The organism is Paenibacillus rhizosphaerae, assembly GCF_014192015.1.
Lineage (GTDB): Bacteria > Bacillota > Bacilli > Paenibacillales > Paenibacillaceae > Paenibacillus_AQ > Paenibacillus_AQ rhizosphaerae.
Window position 1 is genome coordinate 1,757,744 of record NZ_JACHXJ010000002.1, and the last position, 11,245, is coordinate 1,768,988.

13 protein-coding genes are annotated in these 11,245 nt (G+C 44.4%); all 13 read left to right on the forward strand.

The genetic code is table 11. The features are described 5' to 3' along the window. The first annotated feature begins 155 nt into the window (after window positions 1-155). The 13 genes from FHS19_RS16600 (at window position 156) to FHS19_RS16660 (ending at window position 10,979) form a co-directional block, all read left to right on the forward strand. Window positions 156-896: a helix-turn-helix transcriptional regulator gene (locus FHS19_RS16600; protein ID WP_312887241.1), complete on the forward strand. Its 741-nt coding sequence runs from the start codon at window positions 156-158 to the stop codon at window positions 894-896. Window positions 897-996: 100 nt separating this feature from the next. Further along, entirely contained in the window at window positions 997-1,953 is a 957-nt protein-coding gene (locus tag FHS19_RS16605) for an aldo/keto reductase (protein ID WP_183582841.1), read from the forward strand. Window positions 1,954-2,260: 307 nt separating this feature from the next. Continuing rightward, complete coding sequence (locus FHS19_RS16610) at window positions 2,261-2,731, forward strand: GNAT family N-acetyltransferase (protein WP_183582842.1); 471 nt, start codon at window positions 2,261-2,263, stop codon at window positions 2,729-2,731. 193 nt (window positions 2,732-2,924) lie between these two features. Then, window positions 2,925-3,725: a hypothetical protein gene (locus FHS19_RS16615; protein ID WP_183582843.1), complete on the forward strand. Its 801-nt coding sequence runs from the start codon at window positions 2,925-2,927 to the stop codon at window positions 3,723-3,725. 99 nt (window positions 3,726-3,824) lie between these two features. Beyond that, entirely contained in the window at window positions 3,825-4,343 is a 519-nt protein-coding gene (locus FHS19_RS16620) for an AAA family ATPase (RefSeq protein WP_183582844.1), read from the forward strand. Window positions 4,344-4,557: 214 nt separating this feature from the next. After that, window positions 4,558-4,719: an NUDIX hydrolase gene (locus FHS19_RS35510; RefSeq protein WP_312887242.1), complete on the forward strand. Its 162-nt coding sequence runs from the start codon at window positions 4,558-4,560 to the stop codon at window positions 4,717-4,719. Between the two features lie 480 nt (window positions 4,720-5,199). After that, window positions 5,200-6,675: an amidase family protein gene (locus FHS19_RS16630; protein ID WP_183582845.1), complete on the forward strand. Its 1,476-nt coding sequence runs from the start codon at window positions 5,200-5,202 to the stop codon at window positions 6,673-6,675. A gap of 210 nt (window positions 6,676-6,885) precedes the next feature. Beyond that, the gene (locus FHS19_RS16635) at window positions 6,886-7,395 is read left to right on the forward strand and encodes a DinB family protein (RefSeq protein WP_183582846.1); all 510 of its coding nucleotides are present in this window, start codon (window positions 6,886-6,888) and stop codon (window positions 7,393-7,395) included. A gap of 738 nt (window positions 7,396-8,133) precedes the next feature. Further along, a complete protein-coding gene (locus tag FHS19_RS16640) occupies window positions 8,134-8,553 on the forward strand; it encodes a cupin domain-containing protein (protein WP_136605706.1) in 420 nt (139 codons plus the stop codon). A gap of 94 nt (window positions 8,554-8,647) precedes the next feature. Beyond that, a complete protein-coding gene (locus FHS19_RS16645; protein WP_183582847.1) occupies window positions 8,648-9,070 on the forward strand; it encodes a winged helix-turn-helix transcriptional regulator in 423 nt (140 codons plus the stop codon). 160 nt (window positions 9,071-9,230) lie between these two features. After that, window positions 9,231-9,512: a GNAT family N-acetyltransferase gene (locus FHS19_RS16650; RefSeq protein WP_312887249.1), complete on the forward strand. Its 282-nt coding sequence runs from the start codon at window positions 9,231-9,233 to the stop codon at window positions 9,510-9,512. A gap of 266 nt (window positions 9,513-9,778) precedes the next feature. After that, window positions 9,779-10,186 (forward strand): hypothetical protein, encoded by a 408-nt coding sequence (locus tag FHS19_RS16655; protein ID WP_183582849.1) that lies wholly within the window; start codon window positions 9,779-9,781, stop codon window positions 10,184-10,186. 385 nt (window positions 10,187-10,571) lie between these two features. Then, window positions 10,572-10,979, forward strand: coding sequence for a nuclear transport factor 2 family protein (locus FHS19_RS16660; protein ID WP_183582850.1), 408 nt, complete (start codon window positions 10,572-10,574; stop codon window positions 10,977-10,979). Window positions 10,980-11,245 lie beyond the last annotated feature (266 nt).

Sequence of the window (11,245 nt, forward strand, 5' to 3'; positions counted from 1 at the left end):
CGTTTACCTAATGAATTGACCACCGAACGCAAATCTCAAGGTTTCAATATTTATAAATTCAGGAGGTTGATCGACCTATGACTGTAGATAGCAGCAAGGCAAGAACAATGGGAGCGTTCCTTAAATCATGAAGAGAACGTCTATCACCTAATGATGTGAACCTTGGCTTCCCCAACGGACAGCGAAGGACACCTGGACTACGGCGTGAGGAAGTCGCCGTACTGGCAGGTATAAGTGTCACCTACTATACGTGGCTGGAACAAGGAAGAGACTTAACCCCATCTAGAGATGTGATTGAAAGCATCGCTAAAGCACTCCAATTATCTCCGGACGAAAAGAGTCATTTATTTCAGCTATGGACTCCTCATGCGTCAAATACGCCTCTCTCGACTGCAGCAGTAGAGTATCCGCAAATGCAAAAGATTATCGACCAGGTGGCCTATCCCGCTTATATCACCAATGAGAGGACTGAAATTCTCGCTTGGAACAAAGCTGCCAATGAAATGTTGGCCAACTTATCTTCCATTCCTGCCCAACACCGTTATTTCATTCGGTTGTTGTTCGAAGACACAGAAATTCGACGTCGGATCGTTAATATAGAAGAATTCGCAAGGTACTCGGTTGCTGTGTTCCGGACATATTATAATAAAAACCGGAATGATCCTACGTTTGAGGAAACGGTGGAGCTTCTTATCAAGAACAGCGCGGAGTTTGATCGATTATGGAGGCAGTACGATATTCAACTCAAAAAAGTAAACCGGGTTATTTTGCAACTCCCTGGTGTCAAAAAACCTGTTACTTTTGATATCAATTCTTTGTTGAATCTGTCAGACAGCCCAGATATTCACGTATGCATCTACACGCCGATAACAGAGGATAAGGATTCTGACAGTTAATATTTTTACTAGTAAAACCGTTGTGTGGCTGCCTTGGTAAGAATCGATTAGAATAGGCTCATGTTCGAATCATTTTACCGCTAGAAATGAGGGAATCCATATGCCACAGAGAAGAAAACTAGGTAACGAAGGACTCGAAGTGTCGGCTATCAGCCTCGGCACGATGATGATGCCTGACAACGAAGATTCCGTGCGTACCATTCAAGGTGCACTGGATTTGGGCGTGACTATGTTTGATACGGCCGACCTTTACGGGACGGAATACCTGCTCGGGAAGTTCGGGGAAAATGAGAAGCTTGTCGGACGTGCACTCAAAGGCCGACGTGACGAGGCCGTTATCGCCACCAAATTCGGAGTCACGCACGGGCAGGGTCCGAAGGGAGATCCCGCCTACATCAAGAAATCCGTTGATGCCAGCCTCTATAGCATGGGATTGGATTACATTGACCTCTATTACCAACATCGACCCGATCCTAATACCCCCATCGAAGAAACAATCGGAACGATGGCTGATCTTGTTAAGCAAGGGAAGATACGATACATTGGGTTGTCGGAGGTGTCAGTCGATACCATCCGAAGAGCTCATGCGGTGCATCCGATTACTGCGGTCGAAACCGAATATTCTCTTTGGAGCAGGGAAGTGGAGGATGAAGTTCTCCCTGTTCTAAAAGAGCTGTATATCGGCCTTGTCCCTTACAGCCCGCTTGGCCGTGGCTTTCTAACCGGTCAGATCAAGAAATTTGAAGATTTACCGGAAGATGATTATCGGCGATACTACCCGAGGTTCCAAGGCGAGAACTTTGACAAGAACCTTGAGGTTGTCTCCCTGATCGAGAAAATGGCCGCTGTAAAAGGTTGCACCCCTGCCCAATTGAGTCTAGCCTGGCTCCTAGCGCAAGGTAATCAGATCGTTCCGATTCCAGGAACCAAACAATTGCACCGTGTTAAAGAAAATATTGGTGCGCTGCAAGTGATATTAACGGCTGACGATTTGTCAGAGATTGAACGTATATCTCCTAAAGGCATAGCCGCAGGCAGCCGGTTCGGCACGTTCTAACAAGACATCGACCCTTCTACGTTCAGTAGGGTCTTCCTTAATGTTCACCGGCATAGCCAACAGTAAGACGAATGATAAGACAAACGACAGTAAATCAACAAGCACAAATTGTTTCAACAGATCAAGGACGATTTTGGTTTACCTGTTTCGATAATTTGGAAGAATCCTCAGATCACCTAAAAATTGAGGCTTTAGCAGGTTAAGTAACCATAATAAAGTGACCGTCAGCTTCATTAAGCTAACGGGCAGGATGCTTATATAAAGTATTGAATTAATATAGATGATATTTTTTGATGGGGGGTCTTTATTGGAAATAGCTATCGTACCTCTTGATGAATTTCACATTCCTAAAGTTAAAGTTTTGATTGCCGGTTACTTAAATTCTTCTTCCAATCCTGTGGACGAATCAAATCCATCTCCAAAGCAGCTAGAACAATGTGAACAAATTTTATACCGTTTTACTAATGACAGCTCATCTTATTGTTATTTGGCCATGAAAGATCATGAGTATATTGGGTTCATCATCCTATCATGGAGCTTTTCAATAAGCAAAGGGTTCCCAGTATTAAGGATAGAGGCCTTATACTCATCAGCAAAGCATAGAAATAAAGGCATAGGCAGGAAGTTAATTGAGCATGCAATTAATTTAGCTAAATCAAAAAAAGCCACACGATTACAGCTAGAAACACATGATGATAATGCACCTGCTCGTTCTTTGTACAAGCAACTTGGATTTAAGTTAATACAAGGTAAGGGCGTATATATGTCATTTTTATAGTATTTGGTTTTGAACTAACGGGAAACGATAGCTCAATAAAGACAAGAAGCCAGCCGATCACTTTGACCGGCTGGCATTATTCAACTAACGGGCAGGATAGTTTCAATAATACAGTAACTTTCTTCTTTACCAATTTCCAGGATTGAATGGATGATAAAATTAATAATTATCAAGTAACTTGGGAGGTGTAGCTATGACGATTAGCCGTGAGACAATTATAAAAGCGATTGTTTCAGGTCATGGGATCGAAGATTACATCTTAGCCATCTGGCTTGAGGGATCGGATGGCACAAAAAGCTTGGACGAGTATTCAGACGTCGATTTGGTATGCTATACGAAAGAAGGCTTCATAGATGATGCGTTCACCCGATTGGATGATTGTTTGCTTCAATTGGGAGATGTAGATGTTGCCTACGAACAGCCTGGTCGACCCGCTAATAACCGCTATAAGGTATATCACCTACAGAAGACACCAGATAGTCTCTTAGTTGATGTGACAATCCAGAGCGAAAGTTTTCCTGTTTCATTTATTAACGAAGACGAGAGCGTCGTACCAGTTATATTGGTGGACAAGGCGGGTATTGTGAAATATCAAAACGTTGATCTTGCTTCTCATCGTTCACAATTACATACTCAGTTGATACAAGCACAGGGCATTTACAGTCAAAGGAGCCGAGCAGTCAAATATACAAAGCGAGGGCTTTTTTTAGAATCCTTGATTTACTATCAGAAGTATGTTTTGAATCCACTTGTGGATGTACTTCGGCTAATTCATACACCATTCCAAGCTGACTGCTTTCTGGTTCATGCGTCTCGTGATTTTCCTATCGAAGTGGTGTTAACCCTGGAAAAGCTGTATGGCGTAAAAACCGTGCAAGATATAATAGAAGGAATCAATTTGGCAGACGAATTGTTTTGTAATGCCGTAGCTGAGGCAGATTTCATGCTCTCACAAACTTATGTAAGCAAAAGCAGAACAGATTCAAACACATAATTATAGCGATATGCTGATTTCATTACGCTAACGGGCAGTTTAGTGACAGATAGAAACATCTATTATATTGTGCTTATCCAGTTGAATGGAGGGTCTGCCATGGGCATTAGGAATTATCTGATTGGAGGCGTTTCCGGCGCCGGCAAAACTACGGTCTGCAACGAGTTGCAGCGGCGCGGCTACCATGCTATTCATGGTGACCGTGAATTGGCTTATCAAGGCGATCCGGAAACTGGTACCCCGACAGATGGCTTTAAACCCGAACACCACATTTGGCATGTCGATAAAGTAAAAGCTTTGGTCGACAATCAGGATGAGGCGGTAACATTTTTCTGCGGTGGTTCGCGGAATTACCCCAAATTCATCGACCTCTTCGACGGCGTGTTTGTCCTTGAAGTCGACCTGGAAACCTCACTTCGGCGGATTGATGAGCGAGTGGCGCTAGACCCAACTGACTGGGGTGGCAGACCAGAGGAACGGGAAATTAGTGCGCGCTTGCATCAAACGAAAGATGGCGTTCCTAAAAACGGGATTATTATCGACGCCACCGCACCGATCGCGCACGTCGTTGACGAAATCCTCCGTCAAATCGAAGCAAATGGACGCCAACGACAGTAAATTACGGGCGCTCAAGGACAAGCCCAATACATCAGTGCGCCCGGATACGAATAGCACCATCCACTGCGCTAGCGGGAAACGATAGTTGAGTAAACAACCAAGACGATGCTGCCGGCGCTGATCGGTAGCTTCATTACGCTAACGGGCAGAAGAGTTCCAATATGTGGTTTGTGATGGTATATCATTGTGCCAAACAATAGGGGGATTAAATTCAATGGAGGAAAAGTTTTATCGCCACATAGGGGTATACGGAATTTGTATGGTTAACGAGAAAATTTTAGTTATTCGAAAAAGTTTAGGCCCTTATACCGGCCAACTTGACTTACCTGGGGGACGACTAGAAGTATCGGAATCCTTAGAGCAAGGCACAGGATGACTCTACTGAGTTCGTGCATCATATTGCTATTTTGTATGAAGTTACTGTTGCCGCTGGAGTGATTGGGGAGGCCGTGGTTCAATTCGAAGGACAGGACTCTAATGTTTATGAATGGATTTCAATCGATGAGGTTACACCGATAAATTCATCACCGTTAGTCCAGCAAGCCACCGAATGGTTTCGTGCGAAGACGATCTCTGTTAGTAGAAGTTCATATGACTACAGATCTTTAAGCTAACGGGAAACGATAGCTCAATAAAGACAGAAGCCAGCCGATCACTTTGACCGGCTGGCTTTATTCAACTAACGGGCAGATTACTTTAGTTACAACATTAACCTTCAGGAAAATACAAGCTCTACTGCGATGCCCAACCGATACATTCTTATCTAATCAAAACTTTACCTATACCCTTGGCAAGGCAGCATGTTACCATATTACTGTTGTCCGAAAATTTACCAGTACCGGGGGTATTTTAATATATGAGCATTAACTTACAAGATTGGATTCAGGAAGCCGATTTGGTGAGCATGCAAAAGGCAATGTTTTCGGGTGAATGTACATCCGAAGCCCTCGTCCTTGCATATATCGAACGCATTCATAGGTATAATCCTCTGATCAATGCCGTATTAGAGATCAATCCAGATGCTCTTGAAATAGCAAGGAATCTTGACCTTGAGCGAAATACAACAGGTAGTAGGGGGCCGCTGCACGGAATTCCAATCCTGCTAAAGGATAACATCGATACGTACGACCGGATGCATACGAGCGCTGGTTCAATCGCATTGGCTGAGTCGTTTGCTCCTGAAGATGCGTTCGTAGCCGCAAAGCTCCGGGCTGCTGGCGCTGTTCTTCTAGGTAAGGCCAATATGACCGAGTGGTCGAACTTTATGTCCAATCGTATGCCAGCTGGATACAGTTCCAGAGGAGGATATGTGTTGAATCCATATGGACCTGGCAAGCTCTTCGTCAGCGGATCAAGTTCAGGATCGGCTGCAGCCGTAGCGGCGAACCTGACAGCAGCAGCGATCGGAACAGAAACCGCAGGTTCGATTATTGGGCCGGCCAGCCAACACTTTCTCGTCGGAATAAAACCTACTGTAGGGCTTGCGAGCCGCAGCGGAATTATCCCAATCTCTATAAGTCAGGATACGCCAGGACCGATTTCAAAGACAGTCACTGATGCAGCGATTCTACTTGGGGCAATCGTCGGGATTGACGAAAACGATAAGGCAACTTGGACTAGCACACATCGTACTTTTCATGACTACACAACTTATCTAGACCGAGACTTTCTGTGTAAAACTCGAATTGGGATTCCTAGACATTACTATCGGTCGTTGGATGAAGAAAGACTTTCCATTATGGAATCCGCCATTAATGTTCTGCGTGAGCAAGGTGCTACAGTTATCGATCCTGTGGACCTCCATTTGGAACAGCATCCATGGAACAATGATGTTATCTGCTACGAATTCAAAACAGGCCTGAATCGATATTTATCAAAGTTGAACTCGGATCTGTCCGTACATTCTCTTCAAGATCTGATAGCTTATAATCAGAAACACGCTGCATCCGTATTGAAGTTTGGCCAAGATAATCTGATTCGTTCGGAACAAAATGCGCTAAACGAGACAACATATCAACTTAAACGACAAGAATATAACCATCCGGCTGTAACGCAAGGGATTGACTATGTACTCGATCAACACGGCTTAGATGCTTTAATGTTACCCGGTGACGTTGATGGCATCTACATTGCTGCCCGGTTAGGGTATCCCCTTATTACGGTGCCCGCCGGTTATTCAGCAAAAGGAACAATTGATGCTGATGGCGATTCGACGCAGGGGCCATTTGGTGTTGTCTTTTCCGGGAGGGCTTTAAGTGAGCCCATGCTAATCAGCATCGCCTATAGTTTTGAGCAGGCAACACTAATCCGTCGTCAACCAGAAATGGGCTAAGCTAACGGAGAACGATAGTTGAATAACCGACAAGGATGAAGCTGCCAATTCACAGCTTCATTAAGCTAACGGGCAGTTTAGCGTGGCAACCCACCAACTAAGTGGTGCTTACTCTCAATTATTAGAAGGAGAGTTCTATCACTTCACGAATTCATTAGACATAGACGGGTGCTATAATTTTCTATATCTTCATGGGAAGGTGGATTACGCATGAACCAAAGACCGTCAGAAGAAGAATACGCCGGGGACGCAGGCGAGTATATCCGGTTGGTGCCGGAAGGCAACATCATCGACATTCTGCTCGCCCAGGAAAAGCAAATGACCGATCTGCTGGCATCGTTGACCGAAAGCCAGAGCGCCTATCGATATGCGGAAGGAAAATGGATGCTGAAAGAAGTCGTGGGCCACATCGCAGACAGTGAACGCGTCATGACCTACCGCCTGCTCCGATTTGCAAGAGGGGATGTGACGCCTCTGCCCGGTTTCGACCAGGAGTTGTTCATTCCTCCTTTCGAAAGCTGGACAACCGCGCAATTGGTCGAAGACTACCGGGCCGTACGGCAATCGACGATCACACTGCTGCGCGGGCTACCGACGGAGGCTTGGTCCCGCAAGGGCACAGCCAACAACGTAAGCATTACGGCGCGCGCCCTCGCTTACGGCATCGCAGGACACGAGCTTCATCACATGTGGGTCATCCGAAATCGTTACTTGAGTTAGTCGTCCGGAAGATCGGGACGGAAGCTACGCGGAACAACGCGGCTTCCGTCCTTACTTTATGGCACCCTTCCTGCCCCGTTTATAGACTGGCATGAAGAGAGGACAAAACGGGAGGGACGGGAGGCTTTCGGGCGTGAAGACATGGTGGTGAAGCTTGCAGGCACTACGCTTTGAGTCATTCAGCCCTTGGTTCGGCAGAGGCCTTTGGGAATCGAAAAATAAAGGACAAACAACATAAGGTGTATTCAATAACAAAAAGTATTATTTCTGCACTGTGTGGATTCGCGGTTGTCGAAGGACAAGAACATATTCCCATTGAAAGTCGCTATGTTAGCGGCTTTTTTGTTTTATCGGTACAAGTTCTTGTCCCGAGCCCAGGACAAGAACTTGTACCGATTGCCGTAATGGACAAGAACATGAGCCGATTACCGATAAAATAAGTATCTAACATTGTTTCCATGCAATCTCATTAAGCTAACGGGCAGGATAGTTGAAGATTAATCACGGCGAACCTTATCACAAGTAACGGCGAAAATTTTATCAGGACAAATTCCGCTATTTGTACTTGCAATTTGAAAGTACAAATTCTATACTCGATTTATCACATAACGAAGCCGGTGACGAAATGCCGGGACGGCTGTTGACAGAAACAGGCAAAACCCTGCCGGCCTTATAGTTTAACATTTAGTTAAATCATAGTGTGCCGGTACTAAACTTAAACCGAAAGGAAGTTTACAAATGAATGGTAATCATTTCAGCGTTTTGGAATCAGGTCCTATTAGCAATCTTTTGAGTATGTCGAAGGATCCCATCCCAGGTAAGCTCTTTCTGAAGGACAAGCTTGGACTAACCGGCATGGAAGTTTCTCTGAACCAACTGCCGGAGGGAGGCTCTGTCCCGTTCTATCACACCCATCGCGAGAATGAGGAGCTATACCTATTCATTGGCGGCCAAGGTCAGTTTCAGGTAGATGGACAGATTGTTGATGTAAAGGAAGGAACGGCTATTCGTGTTTCACCTGAAGGCGAACGCACGCTTCGCAACAACGGTACTGGCGATTTGAATTTCATCGTAATTCAAGTTCAAGCGGGCAGTCTCCGTCAATGGGTGCAGACGGATGGCGTCATACTCGATAAACCAGTGACCTGGCAGGTATAGTATTAGGCCCCAGACTGATCATGACAGGTAAAGGGCAACCTGATTAGAACCACCACAATAGAACTTGCAAAATGCAAGCACAGATCGTATAATTATGCTCATGAAAAAGCGAACATCTACCGTTTGTCCAATTGTATATGCGCTCGATATATGGGGCGATCCATGGAGCCTCGTCATCCTTCGTGACGTCCTTATACATAACAAGCGTTATTACCGCGATTTCCTGGCTTCACGCGAGCGCATCGCAACCAATATTTTGAGCGCACGGCTCCAATCACTAGTTGAAGCAGGCTTACTCGTCAAAATTGAAGGCGAGTCAAATCGGGCACAAACGATGTATCGGCCGACAAAAAAAGCACTTGACCTAATTCCGGTCATTTTTGCCATCATGCATTGGGGCCTTGAGTACAATCCCAATACCGATATGAGTATTCCGATCATGCAAGAACTAAAAACGAACGAAAAAGAGCTGGAGCAACGCCTTCTACGGAATTTCGACGATGTACGTTCACAGTAAGATCAATCTCATATATTCGACAAAAGGAGCTGCCGTGGCAGCTCCTTTCGCATTTTTCGCCGTTATGAGCGTTAAGGTGAACCGTATCACAAGTAACGGCGAAATTACTTGTTGACCACCATTTTTTGGTTTTAGATATGGGGAAGCGCTCTTCATCCCTATAAAAAACGGCGATATTGTAGGGGTATGCGGATTGAATCAAGACCCTTATAAAGGAGGTACTGAAGTTGGTCGTGTTCGTCGTCTTTACATCTTACCAAGTGTTCGCAGATTCGGGATAAGACGTTTGCTAATGGATTCGGTTATTACAGAGGATAAAAAATACTATCAGATGCTTGTACTAAAGACAGATAATCTAGCAGCCGCCTTATTTTATCAATCTATTGGATTTTCGGTTAAATCTGATTCTGATGAAGATACCCACTTTGTGAAATTAAGCTAACGGGGAACGATAGCTCAATACAAAACAAGAAGCCAGCCGATCACTTTGACCGCTGGCTTTATTCAACTAACGTGCAGGATAATTCACCTCAATAAAGAAAATTTAAAGGCAGTCGGTTACTTGGGATCGGCTGTTTTCTCAACTAACGGGCAGGATACTTCCAATATGTACCAATATTAAATTAAATATTAGTGAGCAGAGAGGTCATCAGCAAATGAGGATTGTTGTAACTGGCGGAGCGGCCGTAATCAGAATGGAGGATAGCGATGTTACAGGACATCATAAATGAAATTATCACTAGGGAGTTGCTGCCCGAGCCGGTTACCCAGTGGAGCGAGTTGAAGGGTGGCACGATGAGTATGCTCGGTGTGCTAGGGACACCCGAAATGCCGAAGCGTTACGTTGTCAAAACAAATCCAAGGGAGTTAGTCATAAACGAGACTTGGTTTCTCAAGCTGTACGATGGTATCGATCTACTGCCATCTGTTCGGTATCTCGACCCGGAATTCCGTTATTTCGTCTACGATTTCATTCCTGGGGATACACGATATGAACGTGGTAAGAAAACCGCTCTTATGCAAGAGCTCACGAGGCAGGTAATCAACCGGTATGTTCATCCGGAACCGGGTGATCACTATGAGCATGTGAAGTCTCGGGCCAGATGGAGGAATTAGCTATGCCAGTTCGGTTATCGGCGCAAATCTTACGCCGGAAGATCATGAACTTGTAGCCTACATTGTGCAAACCCAGGTGGAACGAATCGCCAACGAAGACATGTCGAAGGACAAGAACATAATCCCGTTGAAAGTCGCTATTTTAGCGGCTTTTTTGTTTTATCGGTACAAGTTCTTGTCCCGAGCCTAGGACAAGAACTTGTACCGATTGCCGTAATGGACAAGAACATGAGCCGATTACCGATAAGATAAGTATCTAACATTGTTTCCATGCAATCTCATTAAGCTAACGGGCAGGATAGTTGCTATAATTGTAAAAAAAAAGAAAATGGGTGGGGGTTCTAATATGCAATTAAAAAAATCAATAACTGTAGGAGGCCTTTAGATGATATCAATTGAAGATCGAATGATGATTCACGAATTAATTTCTTTGCATGGGCATTTTGTTGATGAAGGAAAACTCGATGAGTTAAGTCAAGTATTTTCACCCGATGTAATTTATGACTTAGATGACTTTGGATTTGGAGCTCTGATGGGGATTGATGCAGTTAAAAATTCAGCTATTTCGTTAGGAGATGCCAACCCTGTAGGCCATCATATAACAAATATAGTCTTAAGCGAAGGAAATGAGGAAAATACAATTTACTCCAAATCAAAGGGTATCGGTATCAAAACAGATGGGTCTTGCGGTAGTGTTATTTATGAGGATATCGTCAAAAAACTGTCTGGAGAATGGAGAATTACATATCGGAAAGTAATACCCCGTCGGAAACCTTTGAGTGGGAAGTACTGAACTAACGAGGAACAATAGTTCAATAAAGATGCGGTAGTCTAGGATTTCATTCTCTCGTCCAAGGTAGCCGATTCCTGAATACAAGCAAATTCTGGGCCTCGCTTTTTTTCTTGCTCCTTGAGTCGATTCGACATAAGATAAATGACTTTTTTTCTTATTCATCATACAATGGCAACACTGACATAACGTTGTCAGTGTTGCCATTGTATGATGAATACATAAATAAACTACAAAAACCGGAGGTAACTGAAATGAAAAATCATACT

Bases quoted from the DNA above. Each gene is read 5' to 3' on its own strand.
- FHS19_RS16605 (WP_183582841.1), top strand. From the start codon at position 997: ATGCCACAGAGAAGAAAACTAGGTAACGAAGGACTCGAAGTGTCGGCT.
- FHS19_RS16615 (WP_183582843.1), top strand. From the start codon at position 2,925: ATGACGATTAGCCGTGAGACAATTATAAAAGCGATTGTTTCAGGTCAT.
- FHS19_RS16620 (WP_183582844.1), top strand. From the start codon at position 3,825: ATGGGCATTAGGAATTATCTGATTGGAGGCGTTTCCGGCGCCGGCAAA.
- FHS19_RS35510 (WP_312887242.1), top strand. From the start codon at position 4,558: ATGGAGGAAAAGTTTTATCGCCACATAGGGGTATACGGAATTTGTATG.
- FHS19_RS16630 (WP_183582845.1), top strand. From the start codon at position 5,200: ATGAGCATTAACTTACAAGATTGGATTCAGGAAGCCGATTTGGTGAGC.
- FHS19_RS16635 (WP_183582846.1), top strand. From the start codon at position 6,886: ATGAACCAAAGACCGTCAGAAGAAGAATACGCCGGGGACGCAGGCGAG.
- FHS19_RS16640 (WP_136605706.1), top strand. From the start codon at position 8,134: ATGAATGGTAATCATTTCAGCGTTTTGGAATCAGGTCCTATTAGCAAT.
- FHS19_RS16645 (WP_183582847.1), top strand. From the start codon at position 8,648: ATGCTCATGAAAAAGCGAACATCTACCGTTTGTCCAATTGTATATGCG.
- FHS19_RS16655 (WP_183582849.1), top strand. From the start codon at position 9,779: ATGTTACAGGACATCATAAATGAAATTATCACTAGGGAGTTGCTGCCC.
- FHS19_RS16660 (WP_183582850.1), top strand. From the start codon at position 10,572: ATGATATCAATTGAAGATCGAATGATGATTCACGAATTAATTTCTTTG.